This is a genomic window from Rubrivirga halophila (genome assembly GCF_046845755.1).
In the GTDB taxonomy this organism is placed as follows: domain Bacteria; phylum Bacteroidota; class Rhodothermia; order Rhodothermales; family Rubricoccaceae; genus Rubrivirga.
Genome location: NZ_CP177357.1, coordinates 326,502 through 346,090 on the forward strand (window position 1 = coordinate 326,502; position 19,589 = coordinate 346,090).

Annotated in this window: 15 protein-coding genes; 11 read left to right on the forward strand and 4 right to left on the reverse strand. The window is 72.7% G+C overall.

Annotated elements, in window-relative coordinates:
• Window positions 1-19: 19 nt before the first annotated feature.
• The 8 genes from ACLIRP_RS01380 to ACLIRP_RS01415 all read left to right on the forward strand — a co-directional run bounded on the left by ACLIRP_RS01380 (window position 20) and on the right by ACLIRP_RS01415 (window position 8,102).
• Entirely contained in the window at window positions 20-967 is a 948-nt protein-coding gene (locus ACLIRP_RS01380) for a hypothetical protein (RefSeq protein ID WP_412062161.1), read from the forward strand.
• Window positions 968-1,227: 260 nt separating this feature from the next.
• Window positions 1,228-2,436, forward strand: a complete 1,209-nt coding sequence (locus tag ACLIRP_RS01385) for a pyridoxal phosphate-dependent aminotransferase (RefSeq protein WP_412062162.1) — start codon at window positions 1,228-1,230, stop codon at window positions 2,434-2,436.
• 268 nt (window positions 2,437-2,704) lie between these two features.
• Complete coding sequence (locus ACLIRP_RS01390; protein ID WP_412062163.1) at window positions 2,705-3,964, forward strand: site-2 protease family protein; 1,260 nt, start codon at window positions 2,705-2,707, stop codon at window positions 3,962-3,964.
• Between the two features lie 165 nt (window positions 3,965-4,129).
• On the forward strand, window positions 4,130-4,918 hold the full coding sequence (locus ACLIRP_RS01395) for a hypothetical protein (RefSeq protein WP_412062164.1): 789 nt from the start codon (window positions 4,130-4,132) through the stop codon (window positions 4,916-4,918).
• Window positions 4,918-6,531, forward strand: coding sequence for a FlgD immunoglobulin-like domain containing protein (locus ACLIRP_RS01400; RefSeq protein ID WP_412062165.1), 1,614 nt, complete (start codon window positions 4,918-4,920; stop codon window positions 6,529-6,531). The genes ACLIRP_RS01395 and ACLIRP_RS01400 overlap by 1 nt, the downstream gene beginning before the upstream one ends.
• A gap of 68 nt (window positions 6,532-6,599) precedes the next feature.
• Window positions 6,600-7,640: a hypothetical protein gene (locus ACLIRP_RS01405; RefSeq protein ID WP_412062166.1), complete on the forward strand. Its 1,041-nt coding sequence runs from the start codon at window positions 6,600-6,602 to the stop codon at window positions 7,638-7,640.
• 55 nt (window positions 7,641-7,695) lie between these two features.
• Window positions 7,696-7,914 (forward strand): type II toxin-antitoxin system HicB family antitoxin, encoded by a 219-nt coding sequence (locus tag ACLIRP_RS01410; RefSeq protein WP_412062167.1) that lies wholly within the window; start codon window positions 7,696-7,698, stop codon window positions 7,912-7,914.
• Window positions 7,911-8,102 carry a type II toxin-antitoxin system HicA family toxin gene (locus tag ACLIRP_RS01415; protein ID WP_412062168.1) on the forward strand — a complete coding sequence of 64 codons (192 nt, stop codon included), beginning with the start codon at window positions 7,911-7,913 and terminating at the stop codon, window positions 8,100-8,102. Before ACLIRP_RS01410 ends, ACLIRP_RS01415 begins: the two co-directional genes overlap by 4 nt.
• Here the strand turns inward: ACLIRP_RS01415 and ACLIRP_RS01420 are convergent.
• On the reverse strand, window positions 8,099-8,890 hold the full coding sequence (locus ACLIRP_RS01420; RefSeq protein ID WP_412062169.1) for a CPBP family intramembrane glutamic endopeptidase: 792 nt from the start codon (window positions 8,888-8,890) through the stop codon (window positions 8,099-8,101). The two genes, ACLIRP_RS01415 and ACLIRP_RS01420, sit on opposite strands and share 4 nt — an antisense overlap.
• Before the next feature lie 101 nt (window positions 8,891-8,991).
• Here ACLIRP_RS01420 and ACLIRP_RS01425 point away from each other — a divergent pair, with 101 nt between their 5' ends.
• Window positions 8,992-10,797: a glycoside hydrolase family 3 protein gene (locus ACLIRP_RS01425; RefSeq protein ID WP_412062170.1), complete on the forward strand. Its 1,806-nt coding sequence runs from the start codon at window positions 8,992-8,994 to the stop codon at window positions 10,795-10,797.
• 19 nt (window positions 10,798-10,816) lie between these two features.
• On the opposite strand, the gene ACLIRP_RS01430 is transcribed toward ACLIRP_RS01425, so the two are convergent.
• The 3 genes from ACLIRP_RS01430 to ACLIRP_RS01440 all read right to left on the reverse strand — a co-directional run bounded on the left by ACLIRP_RS01430 (window position 10,817) and on the right by ACLIRP_RS01440 (window position 15,973).
• Window positions 10,817-11,416, reverse strand: coding sequence for a nitroreductase family protein (locus ACLIRP_RS01430; RefSeq protein WP_412062171.1), 600 nt, complete (start codon window positions 11,414-11,416; stop codon window positions 10,817-10,819).
• Between the two features lie 51 nt (window positions 11,417-11,467).
• Window positions 11,468-12,640 (reverse strand): quinone-dependent dihydroorotate dehydrogenase, encoded by a 1,173-nt coding sequence (locus ACLIRP_RS01435; RefSeq protein ID WP_412062172.1) that lies wholly within the window; start codon window positions 12,638-12,640, stop codon window positions 11,468-11,470.
• Window positions 12,641-12,736: 96 nt separating this feature from the next.
• Entirely contained in the window at window positions 12,737-15,973 is a 3,237-nt protein-coding gene (locus ACLIRP_RS01440; RefSeq protein WP_412062173.1) for a BamA/TamA family outer membrane protein, read from the reverse strand.
• Between the two features lie 278 nt (window positions 15,974-16,251).
• Between ACLIRP_RS01440 and mrdA the strand changes: the two genes are divergently transcribed.
• Both mrdA and rodA read left to right on the forward strand, forming a co-directional pair.
• Window positions 16,252-18,141 (forward strand): penicillin-binding protein 2, encoded by a 1,890-nt coding sequence (gene mrdA / locus ACLIRP_RS01445; RefSeq protein ID WP_412062174.1) that lies wholly within the window; start codon window positions 16,252-16,254, stop codon window positions 18,139-18,141.
• Between the two features lie 92 nt (window positions 18,142-18,233).
• A complete protein-coding gene (gene rodA / locus ACLIRP_RS01450; RefSeq protein ID WP_412062175.1) occupies window positions 18,234-19,487 on the forward strand; it encodes a rod shape-determining protein RodA in 1,254 nt (417 codons plus the stop codon).
• Window positions 19,488-19,589 lie beyond the last annotated feature (102 nt).

Sequence of the window (19,589 nt, forward strand, 5' to 3'; positions counted from 1 at the left end):
TGCCCCCATCTGTCCGTCCATGCGCGCCCTCGTCCTGTTTCTGATCGTCGCCGCGGCGGCGTCCGCCCAGACGCCCCGCCCGGTCGTCGTCGCCCCGGGGCCCGCCGCCAGCGCCGCCGACTCGGCGCTCGTGGTCGTCGTGCTCGACGACGGGACGCGCTTTACCGGCCGCATCGTCGCAGAGACCGCCGACACGCTGACGCTCGACACCGGCTCGGCGCGCGTCACCATCGAGACGGCCCGGATCCGCTCGCGCGAGCCGTTCGCCGGACGGCTGGTTGGCGGCCGGCCCGTCCGCACCGACCCCAACCGGACGCGCCTGCTCTTCGCCCCGACCGGCCGCGCGGTCCCTCAGGGGAGCGGGTATGTGGCCGACTACCAGGTCTTCTTCCCGTTCGTCGCGGGCGGGATGGGCGGGGGCGTCACGGCCGCCGGGGGCGTCAGCCTGTTCCCGACGTTCGAGTTCCAGCTCGTCTACGCCGCCCCGAAGGTGACGCTGGTGGACTCGGGGACGTCGTCGGTCGCGCTCGGCGGGATCGGCGTGGTGCCCGTCGGGTCGGGCGTCGACGAGGTGGGCGGCGTGGCCCTGCTCTACGGCGTCGGCACGCTGGGGCCGTCGGAGAACGCGGTCTCGGCCGGCGTCGGCTACGGGTTCGCCTTCGGCACGGCCGACGCGGACGGCGGCGTGGGCGTGGTGATGGTGGGCGGCGAGCGCCAGCTGTCCGGCAGCATCAAGCTGCTCAGCGAGAACTACCTGTTCCTGACGCCGAACACGCGCTACGACTGCCCGCGCGACGGCGGCCCGTGCGCCACGACGGCCGAGACCGAGACGACGACGATGTTTTCGCTCGGCGTCCGCTTTTTCGGCGAGCAGCTCGCGGCCGACGTGGCGGCCTTCGTGATCCCCGAGCTGGCCGACGAGGGTATCCCGTTTCTCCCTTGGCTCGGGTTCGCGTACAACTTTTAGTGGGAAAGGGGAAAGGGGCGAGTCCGTCGCCAGCATCCCTCGACTTGCGCGAGCCTCGCCTGCGACGTCCCCCTTTCCCTGTGAGCGAGGGACAACGCGCAGCGTCGGCGCAGCCAGGGTGAGGGGCAACCACGAACGCCCGACCGCTGGCGCCAGCATCTACCGACGACCGACGACCGACACGGGCAGCCCGCGCGGAGAACCCATCCCCGCGACCCGGAGACCGCTCTAGCTTGCGGCCGCTCCCCCCCGACGTCGCCATGCCCGCCGCCCTCGAGACCCTCAGCCCGGCCGTCGCGGCCATGCAGCCGTCGGCGACGCTGGCGATCTCGGGCCGCGCCGCCGCGCTCCGCCGCGAGGGCCGCGATATCGTCGCGCTGTCGGCCGGCGAGCCCGACTTCCCCACGCCCGCGCCGATCGTCGAGGCCGGCCACCAGGCGCTCCGCGACGAGCGGTTCCACTACACCCCGAACCCCGGCATCCCCGAGCTCCGCGAGGCGATCGCCGCCAAGCTCCGTGACGACAACGGGCTCGACGTGGAGATGGCGCAGGTGATCTGCTCGAACGGCGCCAAGCAGTCGGTCGCCCAGGCCATCCTGGCCGTCTGCGCGCCCGGCGACGAGGTCGTGATCCCGGCGCCGTACTGGGTGAGCTACCCCGAGATGGCCCGGCTCGCGAGCGCCACGCCCGTGATCGTCCCAGCCGGCTCGGCGGCCGGCTACAAGATCACGCCCGACCAGCTCGCGGCGGCGCTGACCGACCGCTCGCGCGTGCTGATCCTCAACAGCCCGTCGAACCCGACCGGCGCCGTCTACACGCCCGGCGAGCTCGAGGCGATCGCGGCCGTCGTCCGCGCGCACCCGCGCCTGTTGGTCGTGTCGGACGAGATCTACGAGCACGTGGTCTTCGGCGTGCCCGCCGCGTCGTTCGCGTCGCTCGACGGGATGGCCGAGCGGACGGCGACCGTCAACGGGTTCTCGAAGGCGTACGCCATGACCGGCTGGCGCCTTGGCTACCTCGCCGCGCCGCCGTGGTGGGCCGGCGCCACGGCCAAGATCCAGAGCCAGCTCACGAGCGGCCCGTCGTCGCTGTCGCAGTACGCGGCGCTGGCGGCGTTCACGATGGGGCCCGAGCCGGTCGCCGAGATGGTGGCCGCCTTCCACCAGCGCCGCGACGCCGTGCTCGCCCGCTTGCGCGCCATCGACGGCGTGACGTGCCCGACGCCCGACGGCGCGTTCTACCTCTTCCCCGACGTGTCGGCGGTCTACGGCCGGACCACGCCCGACGGCGACACGATCGCCGGGAGCGTCGACCTGTGCTCGTACCTCCTCGATGCGCAGGGCTTGGCGATCGTGCCCGGCGAGGCGTTCGGCTCGGACGCGGGCGTGCGGATCTCGTACGCGGCCGGCATGGACACCCTCGTGGACGGCTGCGACCGGTTCGCGGCCGGCATCGCCGCGCTGGGCTAGAGGCGACCCAACACAGCCGTCTCCCGACCCCTCACCCTGTCCCTCTCCCCAAGGAGAGGGAACGTGATCTGGATGGGCGGAGATGGCGAAGCGCACGCAACGCCTATGACGTCCCCTCTCCCGTCGGGTGAGGGACAGGGTGAGGGGCATTCCTGGCGCAACCCGGGACATGCCGCCAGCCCCGCGGGACACTGACGTCTTGGGCGGAGGCCGCCCCACGAACCCCGGTCGCCGGGCCGCGTACCCCCGCACCCCCCCGAGACGCCCTGTGGAGACCCCCCCCGAGCGCCCGCACGGCTGGATCGTCGGCGACGCCGACCCCCCCGGCGGTGGCAGCGTGCTGACCGACTACGAGCCGCCCGCGCCTGACCAAGACCGCGTCGGGCTCCATCTCGGCTTGTTCGCCGCCACGTTTGTCTCGTGCGTCTGGTGCGGGGGCCTGCTGGTGGGGCGGAGCGCGCTGTGGGGCCCGCTCGTGGCCGGCTGGCCCGTCGAGCTGGCGCTCCTGGTCGACCCGACGTTCCTGCGCGACGGGCTGATGTACGCCGTCCCGTTCCTGCTCTTCCTGACGGTCCACGAGTTCGGCCACTACACGGCCGCGCGGCTGCTCAAGACGCGCGTCTCGCTCCCGTACTTCATCCCGATCCCCTTGCCGGGCACGTTGGGGACGTTCGGCGCCGTCATCCGCATCAAGGAGCCGCTGCGCCGCACGCGCCAGCTGTTCGACATCGGCGCGGCAGGTCCGCTCGCCGGCTTCGTGGTCGCCGTCGGCGTGCTGGTGCTGGCGGCTATTCTCCAGCCCCCCGCCGAGTACCTCCTGGGCGTCGCCGGGCACGAGGACGTGGTCGCCGCGATCCAGGCCACGGGTGCGTTCCCGACATTCGACCCCGACGGCGTCGCGCCCGGCACGACGGCGCTCGTCTTTGGCGACACCGTCCTGTTCGGCCTGCTCAACGGGCTCGGCGACCTCCGCGTCTCGGGCGACGAGATCGTCCACTACCCCCTCTTGCTGGCGGGGTGGCTGGGGCTCTTTTTTACCGCCCTCAACCTGCTGCCGGTCGGCCAGCTCGACGGCGGGCACGTCGTGTACGCGCTGTTCGGGCCCGCCGTCCACCGCGTCGTGGCGCGCGTGGCGACGCTGCTGCTGCTGGTCTCGGGCACCATCGGGCTCGCGCTCGACTTGGCGTGGATGCCGTCGTGGACGCTGTGGGCGGTCGTCGCCCTGGTCTACGCGCTCGCGCTGGCGCGGCTGCTCGGGCCCGAGTACCGGCTGATCGGGCTCGGCGTCGCCGTCGGGACCGCGCTGACGGCGCTCGTCGTGCTGGCGCTGCCCGGGCTGGCGGTCCGCGTCGAGTGGACGGGCTGGCTGTTCTGGATCGCGATGATCCTGTTCGTGATCCGCGTCGACCACCCGCCGGTGCTCCGCGCGGAGCCGCTGACGCCGGGCCGCAAGGTCCTTGGCTGGCTGTGCGTCCTGATTTTCCTGCTGTGCTTCTCGTTCCAGCCGATCCAGTTTTACGGAGTCTAAGCGGATGATTCCCGGCTGCCTCGGCGCGGGGCGGGTAGGGTGAAACCTTGGGCCCTCCATATCGGGGGCTGTCCCCGGCGCCCGGACTGGCGGTAGGTTCGGGACCCCGCTCGCCAGACCCCCGCTCGACCCCGCCGGACCGCTACGCCGCCGATCTCCCTCCGCATGTCCGTAGCTCTCCGGCCCGTCGCGGCCGTCCTTCTGGTGCTCGCGCTGGCCGCGTGCGACGCCGCGCCCGGGTTCGCCGACTCGACCGCGCGGCCCGTCTTTGCCGAGGTCGCCGTCACGCCCGTCGACGTGGCGCTCGCAGGCCCCGCGCCGGTCGCCACGATCCCGCTCGCGGTCGTCGGGACGGTCGAGGCCCAAGCGGCCGTCGAGGTGACCGTGCTCGTCCGCTACGCCGAGACCGACTCGCTGGTGACGCGCGTCGGCGCCGCCGTCGAGCCCGGCGCGTTCACCGTCGAGGCCCCGATCACGCTCCCGCGCGGGGCGATTGGCGACTACAGTGTCACCGTGCTGACGGAGGGCGCCGACGGCCGAGCGGGCGACCAGGCCGCCGCCCTTCTCCGCTTTACGGCCGAGAACCTCGGCGCGCCGTCGGTCGCCGTCAACGAGCCCGCGCCCGTCACGCGGCCCTCGCCCGACGCGCGGGGCGCGGCGGCGACGGTCGACGTGCCCCTGATCGCGACGGTCACCGACCCCGACGGCCGGGCCAACGTGCGCCTCGTGTTCGCCCGGCTGGCGGACGGCGGCGGCGTCATCGGGCGGCTCTTCGACGACGGCCCCGGCGCGAACGGCCAGGGCGACGACGCGGTCGAGGGCGACGGCGTCTACACGGCCGCCATCCCCATCGACGCCGGGTTCGAGCCCGGCCGCTACGACCTCGAGGTGATCGCCGTCGACCGCTACGGCGCCGAGAGCGCCCCGACCCCCTTCTCGTTTACGGTCCGATGATGCGCGCCCTCTTCCTGCTGGCGGCGCTCGCGACGGTCGCGAGCGCCCAGACCGTCGAGACGGGCTCCGGGCCGGTCACGCTCTTGCCCGAGGGCGCCCGCACGGGCGTGTTCGTGCTCGATGCCGAGGACGGCGTCCTCCGGGCGGGCCCGCGGCTCGTCGAGATCGCCCCGAACGGCGTCGTTACGGTCCCCGGCCGTGACCCGGCGTTCGACCCCCAGACGGCGCTCGATGCCCGCGCCTTCACCATCGAGGCCCGTGCCGACCGAGTCGCCGTCGGGCTCGGGTTCAACGACACGACCGCCGACGCGGACCAGCCGCCGGCGACGGCCGCCGGGTACGCGGTTTCCACGAACGGCGGCCAGAGCTACACGTACCGCTTCCCGGCCCTCGACCAGAGCCGCGACTCGACGGTCCGCTACGGCATCTCGACGCTGCCCGCCATCCCGGTGACGATCGCCCAGGGCACGGCGCCCCTCGACCTCGCGTGGTCGCCCGGCGCCGACACGCTGTACTCGGCGTCGCTGCTTGCGGGCCTGCGCCGCAGCACCGACGACGGCGCCACGTGGCAGCGCGTCGTCCTGCCGCCGGACACGTTGCAGGTGCTCGACCCCCGCGAGCCCTACGACTTCGTCTACTCGCCCGACCTCCGCCAGCCGCTCGGCTTCGTCGACGGCGACCCGGACCAGCCCGTCCTGTCCGACTTCTCGACCAACTTCGTGGCCTACTCGGTCGTGGTCCACGAGTCGGGGACGGTGTGGGTGGGGACGCTCGGTGGGCTCAACCGCTCGGTCCGCCTCCCGGGCTCCGACGACCCCGCCTGGGTCCGCTACACCGACGCGCCCATCGGCGGCGCGCTGCCGGCCAACTGGGTGTTCGCGCTCGAGACGCGGCCGATCGCCGGTGCCCCGGACGAGGTCTGGGCGGCGTGCGTCAACTCGGGCAACCGCTTTACGAGCGCCGAAGAGGAGCCCGGCATCGCGGTCTGGCGCGGCGACGACGCCGACGGCCGGCCGATCTTCGAGACCGTCCTGCTGGGCGTCGACGTGATCGACCTCGCCTTCGACGAGGTCCGCGCCTACGCGGCCACCTCGGAGGGCCTCTACGTCTCCGACGACGACGGCGCCACGTGGCGCGTGGTCCGCACCTTCCGCCGCCCCGACGGCACGCCGCTCCCCCTCGCGAACGCCCGGACGAGCGCGGTCGCCACGACGCCCGGCGCGGTCTGGGTCGGGACGGCCAGCGGCCTGCTCAAGAGCACCGACGGCGCGCGGACGTGGGAGCTGTTCCGCGCCGACGTACGGCCGGGCGCCAGCGCCGACGGCGACCGGACGGTCGACGTCTACGCCTACCCCAACCCGTTCAACCCCCGCAACGGCGACCTCCGGGTGCGCCTCGACCTCGCCTCCGGTTCGGACGTGACGATCCGCGTCTTCGACCAGGCCATGAACTTGGTCCGCACGCTCGACGCGCCGGGCCGCCCGTCGGGCCCCAACGAGGTGTTCTGGGACGGCCAGACCGACGACGGCCTGCGCGTCGCGAACGGCGTCTACATCTACACCGTCGAGGCCGCCGGGGAGCGGTTCTCCGGCCGCATCCTGGTGATTCAATGAGAGGCCGGACCACAGACGACGGACGACGGACGACGGGCGCTGGCCGAGAGCTCGCGGCCTGGGGCCCGATGCGCTCCGTGCTGGCGCTGGCGCTGCTCGCCGGGCTGTTCGCTCCGGGCGCCTCGGCGCAGGACGCGGGCGCGTTCGCGCGGATCGCGATGGGCGCGCGGTCGGCCGCGTTCCCGGCCCAGGTTGCCGACCGGTCGGGCTACGCGAGCCCCTTTTTGAACCCGGCGCTCGCGCCGTTCCAGCCCGCCCAGGGTGTCGAGCTGTCGGCCGGCGCACTCGCGTTCGACCGCTCGCTGGAGACCGTCCAGGTGGCCGCGCCGCTGGAGCCGCGCTCGGGCATCGCCGCGGGCGTCGTCCACGGCGGCGTCGACAACATCGACGGGCGCGACGCGAGCGGCGTGCCGACCGACGGCCAGAACGAGGACGGCACGCTGCGGACCGACGAGTACGCCTTTTTCGCCACGTTCGGCACGCAGCTCTCGTCGCGCGTCTCGGCCGGCGTCGGCCTGCGGCTGTATCGCAACGAGCTGTTCGAGGGCGTCCGGGCCCCGACGGCCATCGGCATCGCGCTGGGCACGTCCGTCCAGCTCTCGCAGCGCCTGTCCGCGGGGCTGGCCGTCGACGACCTGTTCGCGCGCTACGAGTGGAGCTCGACCGGCTCGCAGCTCGCGTCGGTGACCGACTACTTCCCGACGCGCGTCCGGGGCGGGCTGGCGTACGCCGCCGGCGCCGTCGGCGAGCGGCCCCGGTTCACAGTCGCCGCCGAGGCCGAGCTGGCGGTCCAGCCGCGCGACGCGATCCGCCCCTCCGGCATCCGCATCGTCGGCACGTCGGCCGCCGCGCGCGACACGACGCTCGAGTTCCGCATCGCGGGCGTGACCGGCCGCGTCGGCGGCGAGCTGTGGCTGACGGACGGGTTCGCCGTGCGCGGCGGGGTCGACCGGATCGGCGCCGGCGAGGTCGGCGAGCTCCGCCCGTCGGCGGGCTTCGGCCTGGAGCAGCGCATCGGCGAGCTGGACCTGCGCGTCGACTACGCCGTCGTCGTCGAGCCCTTCGGCTCGGCCCTGATGCACCTCGCGACCGTCCGCCTCGGGCTCTGACGGGCGGACCCTCTGGCAGGCGCAAGCGTGAAACGGGTTCACCACAGGGAACGCCATGCAGCATGAGTTCGCAGCTGTCGTCGAGCAAGACGGGGAGTGGGTCGTCGCCTACGCGCCCGAGGTCCCCGGGGCGAACGGGCAGGGGCGCACGCGTGACGAGGCGCTCGCAAGCTTGTCGGAAGCCATCGCGCTGATCCTAGCCGACCGCCGCGAGGACGGCTTGCGAGGGGTCCCCGACGACGCCGAACAGACGACGGTCCGCGTGGCGGCGTGAAGCAGCGGGCGCTCCTCAAGCACCTCCGGCGCTTTGGCTGCCACCTCAAGCGTCAGGGACGGAGCCACGAGCTGTGGACGAACCCGGCGACGGGCGCCGTCGAGGCCGTCCCACGGCACACGGAGATCCCGAACGTGCTAGCGCGGAAGATCTGCCGAGGGCTCTCCGTCCCGGAGATCGGCCGCTAGCCCCCGAACGCGGTCATCAGCGCCTCCCAGCCGATCCCGCTGGCACCCGTGCGGTGGCGGAGCGTCGCGAAGAAATCCAGCGCCAGCATCTGGGCGGCGTGGATGGGGACGGCGATCCAGAAGCTCCGGCAGCGCCACACGAGCGCGCCGAGCGCCAGCCCGCCCAGCACCGACAGGTACGCCTCGGCCGCCGGCTTCTGGGCGTGCAGAATCGCGAACGGCACGGTCTGGATCACGATCGCCAAGGGGGCCCCGACGGCGGGCGCGGTCCCGAACAGCACGAACCCGCGCCACAGGTACTCCCAGCCGACCCAGTAAAACAGGAACAGCGCCTCGTACGCGAGGAAGATCCCCCAGTCCTCCTTGGCGCCGAAAAAGTGGGGGTACTGCGCCTGGAAGCCGGCGCCGTCGGAGAGCACCCACGTGCCGACGACGACGAGCGGGAGGTAGCCGAGTGCGAGCGCGGTCGCCAGCTTCCAGTCGCCGAGCCCGAGGCCGGCCTTCGCCGCCGTCCACCGGAAGCCGACGACCAGGAGCAGCGCCGGGACGACGAAGCCGAGCACGCCCTGCATCCCGAACCACCACGCCCAGGCGCCGAACGCGGGGTCGTCGAAGCCGAGCGCGTTGCCGAGCGTTCCGGTGTAAAACCGACGGTTGCCGATCTGGAGGTGGAGCAGCACCAGCAGCGTCGCCGCGATCAGCACAATCGCGGCGCGGCGGGCGTCGGGGGAGAGGCCGGAGACGGTGGCCCGCAAGCCTTGCCACTCGGCGCGGAGACGGTCTATCATCGGGTCGGGGGGCGACGGCGCCGGTCGGCGGGGAAGATACCCGGCCGCTCGGGGCGCGATGTCGGTGGTCCCCCCGTTCCCGCCCCTCCGTGACCCGTCCGATGCGCATCGCCCTGTCTCTCGTCCTCGCCGCCAGCGCCGCGCTGGTCGGCGCCGCCAGCGTGGGCGGCCTCAGCCTCCCGCCCGCCGTGGACCTCGCGGCCGAGGCGCGCGCCGACAGCCTGGCCGAGGTCGCCGCCGCACGCGCCGCTGAGGCCGCCCGCCAAGCTGCCGTCGACTCGCTGCTGGCGGCGTACGCCGGCTTCGAGGCGCCCCCTGGGGTGCCCGAGGCGGATGCCATTGCGTGGGCGGACGCCACGCTCGCCGAGATGACGCTGGAGCAGAAGGTGGCCCAGCTGTTCATCGTCGAGCTCGGCGCCGTGCGCGACCCCGACGGGCTGGCGCGGATGGGCGTCGGCGGCTTCCACATCCACCGCCGGACGGCGCCCCAGACTGTCCGGTCCACGACCGTGCGGCTCGGCGGGCGGGCGCCGGTCCCGCTGTTCTTCACGGCCGACTACGAGTGGGGCGTCGGCCAGCCGTCGACCAACTTTACCGAGCTCCCGGCGGCGATGGCGTACGGCGCCGCCGACCGTGAGGAGCTCGCCGAAATCGGTGGGGCAGTGACGGCGCTGGAGGCCCGGGCCATGGGCGTCAACGTCGTCTTCGCGCCGGTCGCCGACGTCAACAACAACCCGGCGAACCCGATCATCAACACGCGCTCGTTCGGCGAGGACCCCGCGCGCGTCGGCGAGCTGGCGGCGGCCTACGTGCGCGGCGCGCAGGCGAACGGCGTCCTCGCGACGCTCAAGCACTTCCCCGGCCACGGCGACACAGACACCGACACGCACGTCGCGTTCGCGGCCGTCGCGGGCGACTGGCCGAGCCTGTGGCGGACCGAACTGGCGCCGTACCGGACGGCGCTCGCGGCCCGGCCGGGCTTCGTGATGTCGACGCACCTGTGGGCGCAGGCGCTCGACGCCGACCCCACGCCCGCGACGTTCAGCCGCGCGGCGCTCACTGACGTGTTGCGCGACAGCCTGGGCTATGAGGGGATCGTGACGACCGACGCGATGAACATGGCGGCCGTGCGCGACCGCTACGGCCCGCGCGACCGCGCCGTGCTGCCCCTGCTCGCGGGCGCCGACGTGATCTTGAACGAGACCTCGCCGCGACGATCGATCGGCTACGTCGTGGCGGCCGTCCGCAACGGCAGTCTCCCCGCCTCGCGCGTCGACGCGTCCGCGCGGCGCATCCTGCTGGCGAAGGCGCGGCTCGGGCTGCACGTCGCGCCGGCCCCGTCGCGCGAGCGCCTGCGGGCGATGCTCACCGAAGTCCGGGGCGCCGACTTCGCCGACGAGCTGGCGCGCGCGGCCGTGACCGTCGCCCGGCCCGGCGCACTCCCGATCCGCCCGGCCGACCGCGTCGCGCTCGTCCAGCTCGCCAACTTCAACGCCGGCGCCCCGATGACGCGCATCGAGCGTGACTTGGGCGCCGACGCGCGCGTCCGCGTCTCGTCCGGCGGGGGCGGGCGCCAGCGGGCCGTCTCCGCCGCGCGCGGGGCGGACGTGGCCGTGCTGGCGGTCCACCTCCGCGTGCGCCAGGGCCGCGCGCCGCTGTTGACGACCGCCCAGCGCGGCGTCGTCGATGCGGTCGTGGCGACGGGCACGCCGGTCGTGCTCGTCGTGCTGGGGAATCCGTACGCCGCCGCGCTCGTGCCCCAGGCGGCCGGCGTCGTGGTCGCCTACGACGAGACGCTGCGGACGGCGACGGCCGTCACCGACGTGCTCCGGGGACGGCACCGGGCGACCGGGCGGCTGCCCGTGTCGGTGCCAGGGCTGAGGGAGGCGGGCGCGTCCGCGCAGTAGCACGCCCGACGGGACGCGCCTAGGCGGACGGCTCCCCGAGGAACGGTTCGCCCCACACACCAAAGACGGTCTCCGCCAGCGGGCGGCGGGGCTTGGGCGTGCGTGCGCGCTCGGCGAGGTCGTCGGGCACGACCGCGCGCGGGTCAGGGGCCGGGACGCCGAGCGCGAACCCGGCGACGGGATCGAATCCGTCGGGCACGCCGAGGGCCTCGGCGGCGGAGGCCACGTCGAGGCCGGCCATCCAGTGGATGCCCAGGCCGACGGCGTGGGCCGCCAGCGCCAGCCCGAACCCGGCGGCGCCCGCGTCGAACCGGCGGTGCGCGTTCGGTTTGCCGCTGCGGTCAAAGGTCTCGGCCGCCAACACCAGCCCGAGGATGGGCGCCGTCAGTGCCCACTCGGGATTGCGCCCCTTAAGCGCGTCGGCGATGGCCCGGTACACCGCGTCGCCGCGGCGGCCGACGACGAATCGCCAGGGCTGCTCGTTGTAGCTCGACGGCGCCCACCGGGCCACCTCGAACACCCGGCGCAGCGCGTCGTCGGGGACCGGCGCGTCGGCGTCGAAGGCGTAGGGGCTCCGGCGCGCGAGCGCCAGGCGGAGGAGGACGTCGTAGTCGGACACGGGGCGGTGGGAGGGGAGGCGCGGAACCGCCGACGCCCGGCCGCCGATCCCTCAGCTCGCGTCCAGCCCGACGGCGTCGGCCAGCGTCGCCAGCCCATCGCGGTCGAGCCGCTCGACGAGCCCCCGGTGGATGCGGCCGACCAGCCCGGGCCCTTCGTAGACGAGCGCCGTGTACAGCTGCACGAGCGAGGCGCCGGCTCGGACGCGCGCGTACGCCTCGTCGGCCGAGTCGATGCCGCCGACGCCGACGATGGGGACGGCGCCGTCCGTCGTCCGGTAGAGGTGCCGGGTCAGGGCCGCGGCGCGTTTCGCGAGGGGGCGTCCACTCAGCCCGCCGCGCCCGATCCGCTCGACCGCGCCGGCCTCGGTCGCCAGCCCGTCGCGGTCGGAGGCCGTGTTGGAGGTGATGAACCCGTCGACGCCGTGGCGCAGGCAGATGGCCACCAGCTCGTCGACCGCGCCCGCGTCGACCCCGCTCGCGGGCGGCGGCGACAGCTTGACGAGGAGGGGGAGCGGGCGGGGCGCCCGCGGGGATCGGCCATCGGCCATCGGCGATCCGCCCGACTCGGAGCCCCCCTGGTTGCCGGTCGGCGGTCGCCGGTCGCCGAGCTCCGCCATCACCGCCGCCAGCAGGCTGTCGAGCGCGTCGGCGTCCTCGAAGGTCTTGCCCTCGGCCGTGTTCGGGCACGACACGTTGAGCGCGAGGTAGTCGGCCTGGGGCGCGAGCGCGCGGACGGAGGCGCGGAAGTCGTCGATGCCCGCGTCGCCCAGGATGTCGGGGCTGTGCGTCTTGGCCACGTTCACGCCGACCACGAAGCCGGGCGGGCGCGGCGTCGCCGCCAGACGCGCAGCGACGGTCTCGGCCCCGTCGTTGTTGAGGCCCATCCGGTTGACGAGCGCGCCGTCGTCGGGCAGCCGGAAGGCGCGGGGGCGCGGGTTGCCGGCCGAGGCGCACGCGCTCACCGACCCGACCTCGGCGCTCCCCAGCCCCAGCGCCGCCCAGAACCGGACGAGTTCGGCGTTCTTGTCGAACCCGGCCGCCAGCCCGACGGGCGAGGCGAATCGCAGGCCCCAGACGGTCTGTGCCAGCCGGGCGTCGGCGCGTGGGAAGAGGGCGCGGACGACGCCCGGCGCGCGCTGCCCCAGCCGGGCCGCCCCCACGCCGAGCCCGTGCGCGGACTCCGCCTCGAACCGGAACAAGAGCGGGCGGAGCAGGCGGTACATCGGCGATGAGTCACGAGTGATGAGTGAAGGGTACGCGCCCCCGGCGCCGCGCCTCGGGCCGAGGGCTCGTCACCCTTTACTCTTCACCCATCACCCTTACCAGCCCGGCGAGATGTTGAACCCGAAGACCCCCTGGCCGGGCGAAAGATCGCCGTCGGTGTCCCAGCGCGAGAACGGGAGGGCGTAGTACGGCTCGATGATGATGGCGCCGAGCAGGTTGATCCGCGCCGAGACGCCGGCCGAGAGCACCGGCTCCTGGTTCTTGAGCTCGCGGCCGTACGTCAGCGTGATCTCCTGGCCCTCGGACGTGATGCCGCGGAAGTAGGGCGACTGCCCCCATGCGATGCCCGCGTCCGCGAAGAAGACGAGCTCCGTCGGGAGGTACGGGAACGAGATCAGCCCGAGCTGGGGGACGCCCAAGAGCGGGAGCCGGACTTCGGCCGAGGCCACGCCGACCCGGTTGCCGAAGAGCGACGAGACGTAGTCGTCGAACTGCTCGTTCGTGTTGATGTCGAACGACCGCGAGCTGTAGCCGCGGATGAGCTGGGGGTTGCCGATAAAGATGGGCGAGAGGCGGCCCGAGCTGGCGTCGTTGCCGTAGCGCCCGAAGTGGAGCGCGCGGACCGCCAGCGTGAGCGGCACGCGGCGCGGGAAGCCCGGCGCGCGGACGAACTGGTAGTGCCGCGCATCCGCCGTCACCGTCGCGAAGGTCAGCGAGCCCGCCGTGACGTCGGCGCCGACGCGGTAGCGCGAGCCACGGATCGGCGAGGTGAACCCGAAGAGCGACGTGTCGCCGACGTAGGCGACGCCGCCCTGGCCGAGGTGCAGCGGGTCGAGGTTCGACTCGAGCTCGCGGCGCTCCAGCGCCAGGTTGCCGCCGTCGGTCAGGAAGAAGGCGTCGTACTCGAGGTCGTAGCCAAAGCGGCGGTAGCCGACTTCGGCCTCGAACCGCTGGCTCTGGTTGAGCGGGTACGAGACGAGCCCGGTCGCCTGCGTGATGTACGTCCGGTAGTAGTAGCGCGTGAAGCCGGCGATGTCGACCTCGTCGGGCTCCTCCAGCGGCGGCCGGTCGTAAAAGACCTGGAGGTACGGGATGTGGCCGACGATGGCGCCGTACGTCAGCCGGTTGGCCCGGTTGAGGTAGAGCGCCTGCCCGCCGATGTCCTTGAGCGTGCCCTGCGCGGCCACGGCCACGCCGAGGACGTTGTCGCTGAGCTGGTCCGAGAAGAGGAACGAGATGCCGCCGTTGATGCCGAAGCCCGAGCTGTAGTACGGGTCCGTGCCGACGCCGACTGTCGGCTGGCTGATGTAGTCGAGCGACAGCTTCGAGGCGTAGCCCCTCGTCGGGAAGTCGGTCGCCTCGGGCAGCCCGCCGACCGCGTCCGCGATGTAGGTCTGGACGATCGAGCGCTCGTACGCGTCGCCCGGCGGCAGGATGGCCGCGCCGGCCGACCGCTCCTCCAACAACGGCGAGCCGACGGCATCTGCGGCGAGCGTCTTGTACACCGTGTAGCGCTGGCCCTCGAAGACCGAGTACGCCAGGTCGCCCGTGTCGGCGGCGACCGACAGGGCAGGGGAGAGGTCGGCGATGCCGGCCACGCCGGTCGCCAGCTCGGTCACCTGGAACGTCTCGCCGCTCGCCACGTCGAGCCGGTAGACGTCGTTGAACCCGGCGCGGTCGGAGATAAAGTACAGGCTGGCGCCGTCGGGGCTCCAGACCGGGTTGATGTGCTTCGAGCCGGCGAACAGGTCGAGCGTCTCGATGGACTCCGTGCGCGTGTCGTAGAGCGCCAAGCCCATCGGCGCGAAGGTCAGCCGCACAAAGTCGGTCCCGACCCCGCGGTCGGTCGAGAACGCGATCTGGGTGCCGTCGGGGCTCCACGCGGGCTGGAGGTCGGCGAAGCGGTCGTTGGTCAGCTGGCGGACCGTTCCCGTCTCCAGCTCGACGGTGTACAGGTCGGTGATGCCGCCCTTGACGCCGGCGAACGCGATCGTCGAGCCGTCGGGGCTCCAGGCGGGGTCCTTGATGGCGCCGATGCCCTCGACGGCGATCCGCCGGGTCACGTCGCGGCGGTCCACGTCGAGGAGCGCGATCTCGTTGTCGCCGCCGGCGAAGACGACATACGCGAACTGGCGGCCGTCGGGGCTCCAGGTGCCGGCGCTCTCGATAAAGCGCAAGGCGTCGAGGTGTGGGTCGGTCGTGGCCGACTCCAGCTTGGCGACGACCTCGCCGGTCTGGGCGTCGGCCAGGAAGAGGTCGATGCCGAACAGGTCGAGCTCCGAGAGGTACGCCACGTAGCGGCCGTCGGGCGAGAGCTGGGGCGCGATGTTGATGGCGCCGGTCTCGCGCTCGCGCGCCAGCAGGCGCGTGGCCGTCAGGGCCGGGAGCGAGTCGGGGTAGGCGAGGTAGCGCGGGCGCCGGACGCGGTCGCCCTCGGCGCGGGCTTGGGCGCGCTCGGCCCGCTCTTCGACGATGTCGGCGCGCTCCTCGTCGGTGCGCGGCGGGGCCGGGACCGACCGCCCGGCGGCCGGGGGCACGAGCTGCTCGCGGAGCGCCGTCGCCCAGCGCTCTGAGATCTCCTTCTCGGGGAGCCCGGTGACCGTCACGATCGCCGAGTCGAGCGGGCTCTCGAGCGCCGCGCGGAACATCTGGACGCCGGCCTGGTCGCCGTACGTGCCCGCGATGTAGGCCCAGAACGGCTGGCCGTACTGGTACTCGTTGTAGGCGCCCGTCCGCTGCAAGTCGCCGATCGTCGGGAAGTCGTCGCGCAGGAGCGCGTCGCGCATCCACATGGCCGTCAGCGCGTCCTCGCGGCCGACCGAGTAGTACTCGGCCATCCCCTCGATGACGAAGAGCGGGAGCCGGACGAACTGGGAGAACCGCCCGGACCGCTGGGCGATGTCGTACTGGAACTGGTGGACGAGCTCGTGGCCGAGCACGTGGTCGGTCTCGGCGTACGTCCCCGCCATCGGGAGCACGACGCGCTGGCGCGCGCCCTCGGTCACGCCCTGCGTGCCCTCGCCGATGTTGGCGATGTTGGTCTGGCGGAAGTCGGCGTCGTCGGCGTAGAGCACGATCGACTTGCGCTCGTCGAACTCGTGGTCCAGGATGTTGGAGAGCCGGTCGTACCAGCGCTCGGCCATCCGGGCCACGTCGCGGGACGCCTGCTCCATGCCCGCGTAGTAGTAGAGGTCGAAGTGCTCGGTCTCCAGGATGCGGAAGTCGAAGTCGTCGTAGCGGACCTTGTTGCGGCCGAAGTACTGGGCCTGGGCCGTCGGCGTGAGCGCGACGAGCGCCGCGGCGACGAGGAGGGCCGAGAGGAAGGAGCGCATGGGAACGTGGGCAGGGGAAGGGGTGGCCGTGGCGTCGGCGTGCGGCGTTACCTGGGGCACGGCCAATGGCCCCGGCGCCGACGGCGGATCGGGGGCCTCCCCAAGAACCCGTGCGGGCCGGGCGTGTTCTCCGGCGGAGCGCCGATGGGGCGCGTCCCCAGGGGCGTGCCTGAACAGGGCGGGAAGAACCCGCGCGTCTGCACGAACCGGGGCGAGTCCCCGTTCGTACCGCTCTCCCGTCAGGGCCCTCCGTTTGGCCCCACTCCCCCGGACCCGCCATGGCCACCGTTCTCGCCCAGACCGCTCGCGACGACGCGCGGCTCCGCTTCCGCGTCTTCAGCGCGCTCGTCATCGGGCTCATCGTCTTCCTGGGCGCGCGGCTGGTCCAGATGCAGATCGTCGACCGCGAGCAGTACACGACCGAGGCTGAGGGCAACGCCATCGAGACCAAGATCGTCCGGCCGGCGCGCGGCTACGTCTACGACCGCAACGGCATCCTGCTCGTCGACAACGAGACGACGGTCTCGGTCACCGTCGCGCCGCGCTACTTCGACGAGGCCGACCTCCCGCTCGTGGCCGAGCTGGCGGGCCGGCCCCTCGAGGAGATCGCCGGGCGCTACGCCGAGATCACCGAGCGCTCGGCGTACCAGGAGGACGTGCTCCTCGAGAACGTCCCGTTCTGGACGTACGCCCGGCTCCAGGAGAACCAGTACCGCCTGCGCGGGATCAACTTCCGCGAGGACCAGCAGCGCCGCTACAAGGGCGGCGCGCGGCTCACGCACGCGCTCGGGTTCGTCAACGAGATCAACGCCGACGAGCTCGACCGGATGCGCGAGCAGGGCTACCGGCTCGGCGACCGGATCGGCAAGTCCGGCCTGGAGGCCGAGTACGAGCCCGTGCTGCGCGGGCGCGTCGGGCGCGCGTTCGTGCTCAAGAACGTCCACGGCATGGAGGTCGAGGCCTACGAGGGCGGGACGGAGGACGTCGCCCCGCAGTCCGGCGCCGCGCTGACGCTGGCGGTCGACGCCCAGGTGCAGGCGCTCGCCGAGAGCCTGTTCGTCAACAAGCGCGGCGGGGCCGTGATGCTCGACGCCAAGACCGGCGGCATCATCTCGATGGTCTCGGCGCCCGACTACGACCTCGACATCTACCGCGACGGCTTTACCCAGGCCGAGGTCGACTTCCTGTACCGCAACCCCGAGCAGCCCAGCTTCAACCGCGCCACGCAGACGGCGCTGCCGCCGGGCTCAACGTGGAAGCCGTTCATGGCCGCGTGGGCGCTCGAGGAGGGCATGATCGAGGAGGACACCGACCTGTACTGCGGCGGCGGCTACCGGCTCGGCCGGTTCTACCGCTGCCACGGCGGCACGCACGGCAACATCTCGGTCCGCCGCGCCATCCAGGTCTCGTGCAACACGTTCTTCTTCCGGCTGATGAACGACACGTTCGTCAACGACCGCCACCCCGGGGGCATCCGGATGGACCTCGACCGCTGGGGCATGTGGGCCAACCGCTTCGGCTTCGGCCAGCTCGCGCCGGTCGACTTCCCGAACCAGGGCACCGGGCTCATCCCAGACTCGGCGTACTACGACCGCGTCTTCCCGGCGGGCTGGGGCCCCGGCTACACCGTCAACTTGGGGATCGGGCAGGGCAACATGGGCGCCAGCCCGCTCCAGCTGGCCCGCGCCACGGCCGCCATCGCGAACGGCGGCACGCTCGTCACGCCCCACCTGGTGATGGCGCAGACCGACCCGGCGACCGGCGAGACGCGCGTGCCCTCGCGCCGCCGCCCCCAGCAGATCCCCATCGAGCCGCGCAACCTCCAGGTCGTCCGCGAGGGCATGGAGCTGGTCGTCACCGCGGGCACCGCGCGCGTGGCCCAGATCCCGGCCTTCGGCGACTACCCCGAGATCACCGTCGCCGGCAAGACGGGCACGGCCGAGAATCCGCGTGGGAAGGACCACGCCGTCTTTATCGCCTACGCCCCGGCCGACGATCCCCAGGTCGCCGTCGGCGTCATCGTCGAGAACGCGGGCTACGGCTCGACCACGGCGGCGCCCATCGCCAGCCTGATGATCGAGCAGTACTTCCGCGGCGAGATCGCCGCGCCGAACCGCCAGGCCCGCATCGCCTTCGTCCGCGCCCAGCGCTCCGTCGGCCGCATCTAGCCGAGAGGGGCGAGGGATGAGGACCGAGGAATGAGCCTGCTCCCTCGTGCCCCCCTCACTCCTCGCTCCTCACCCCTCACGCCTCTCTGTTCATGCGTCCCTGGTACAAAAACCTCGACTGGGTGAGCCTCCTGCTGTGGGCCGCGCTCGTCAGCATCGGGCTGATCGCGATCTACTCGGCCACGCACGGGCCCGCGCGCGAGTTCTTGCTGGAGTCCGTCCAGCAGAACTTCAACCGCCAGCTCCAGTGGTTCGGCATCTCGGCCGTCGTGATGGTGGTGATCCTGCTGCTGCCGGCGCGGTTCATCGTCAAGCTGGCGCCGGTCGCGTATGTGGTCTGCCTCGGGCTGCTGGGTGCGGCGCTCGCGTTCGGGCGCGAGGTCAACGGCGCCAAAAGCTGGCTCTACATCGGGCCCGTCGGCCTGCAGGTCGCCGAGATCGCCAAGGTCGGGACCGTCCTGGCGGTGACGGCGCTGCTGGCGCGCAAGGAGGCCCGGCGCGGCAGCATCCCGCACCTCATCGCGGGGGCCGTGCTGATCATCATCCCGACCGTCCTCGTCGTCATGCAGAACGACACCGGGACCGGGCTCGTCTTCCTGTTCCTGATCCCCGTGATGATGTTCTGGAGCGGGGCCGTCCCGCTGCCGTGGATGGCGCTCGCGGGCTCGGCCGCGGCGGCCGTCTACCTCGTCATCGTCAACCCCGCCTTCGCCGCCATCTTCGTGGTCGCCGCGTCCGTCGGGATGCTGCTGTGGACGCGCTCGAAGGCGATGTCGGTGCTGCTGCTCGTCGGCGTGGGCGCGGTCGCGTTCACGGCGTGGTTCGGGCTGTTCAAGGTGCTCGAGCCGCACCAGGTCGACCGCCTGGTGGCCTTCGACGACCCCGAGGCATTCCGCTACGGCGCCGGCTTCCACGTGATCCAGTCGAAGGCGGCCATCGGCTCGGGCGGCGTCTTCGGGAAGGGGTTCACGAACGGGACGCAGACCCAGCTGGCGTACATCCCCGAGAACTCGACGGACTTCATCTACTGCGTCATCGGCGAGGAATTCGGCTTTTTGGGGACGATGCTCGTGCTCGTGGTCTTCGGGTTCTTGCTGATACGCCTCGCGAGCCTGGGCGTCCAGGCCGGGTTCGCGCTGCCACGGCTCTTTATCGCGGGCGTCACGGGCATCTTCTTCGTCCACATCCTGATCAACATCGGGATGACGATCGGGCTGATGCCCGTGATCGGCATCCCGCTCCCGTTCATCTCGTACGGCGGCTCGGCGCTGCTGGCGAACACGGCCATGCTGGCGATCGCCCTGAACCTCCACGCCAAGCGCGACCAGTTCGCGGTGTACAGCTAGCGGCTGACGCCGCTCCGGGAACGGGCAGAGGGTGCCAGCACGTGGCCTCTGCTCGTTCCCAGTTCCCCATTCCTCATTCCCGTAGCGCTGAGAGGGCCTCCT

Excerpts from the sequence above, each read along its gene's own strand:
- ACLIRP_RS01380 (WP_412062161.1), top strand. The coding sequence starts at position 20 with ATGCGCGCCCTCGTCCTGTTTCTGATCGTCGCCGCGGCGGCGTCCGCC.
- ACLIRP_RS01385 (WP_412062162.1), top strand. The coding sequence starts at position 1,228 with ATGCCCGCCGCCCTCGAGACCCTCAGCCCGGCCGTCGCGGCCATGCAG.
- ACLIRP_RS01395 (WP_412062164.1), top strand. The coding sequence starts at position 4,130 with ATGTCCGTAGCTCTCCGGCCCGTCGCGGCCGTCCTTCTGGTGCTCGCG.
- ACLIRP_RS01400 (WP_412062165.1), top strand. The coding sequence starts at position 4,918 with ATGCGCGCCCTCTTCCTGCTGGCGGCGCTCGCGACGGTCGCGAGCGCC.
- ACLIRP_RS01405 (WP_412062166.1), top strand. The coding sequence starts at position 6,600 with ATGCGCTCCGTGCTGGCGCTGGCGCTGCTCGCCGGGCTGTTCGCTCCG.
- ACLIRP_RS01410 (WP_412062167.1), top strand. The coding sequence starts at position 7,696 with ATGCAGCATGAGTTCGCAGCTGTCGTCGAGCAAGACGGGGAGTGGGTC.
- ACLIRP_RS01420 (WP_412062169.1), bottom strand. The coding sequence starts at position 8,890 with ATGATAGACCGTCTCCGCGCCGAGTGGCAAGGCTTGCGGGCCACCGTC.
- ACLIRP_RS01425 (WP_412062170.1), top strand. The coding sequence starts at position 8,992 with ATGCGCATCGCCCTGTCTCTCGTCCTCGCCGCCAGCGCCGCGCTGGTC.
- ACLIRP_RS01435 (WP_412062172.1), bottom strand. The coding sequence starts at position 12,640 with ATGTACCGCCTGCTCCGCCCGCTCTTGTTCCGGTTCGAGGCGGAGTCC.
- ACLIRP_RS01440 (WP_412062173.1), bottom strand. The coding sequence starts at position 15,973 with ATGCGCTCCTTCCTCTCGGCCCTCCTCGTCGCCGCGGCGCTCGTCGCG.
- mrdA (WP_412062174.1), top strand. The coding sequence starts at position 16,252 with ATGGCCACCGTTCTCGCCCAGACCGCTCGCGACGACGCGCGGCTCCGC.
- rodA (WP_412062175.1), top strand. The coding sequence starts at position 18,234 with ATGCGTCCCTGGTACAAAAACCTCGACTGGGTGAGCCTCCTGCTGTGG.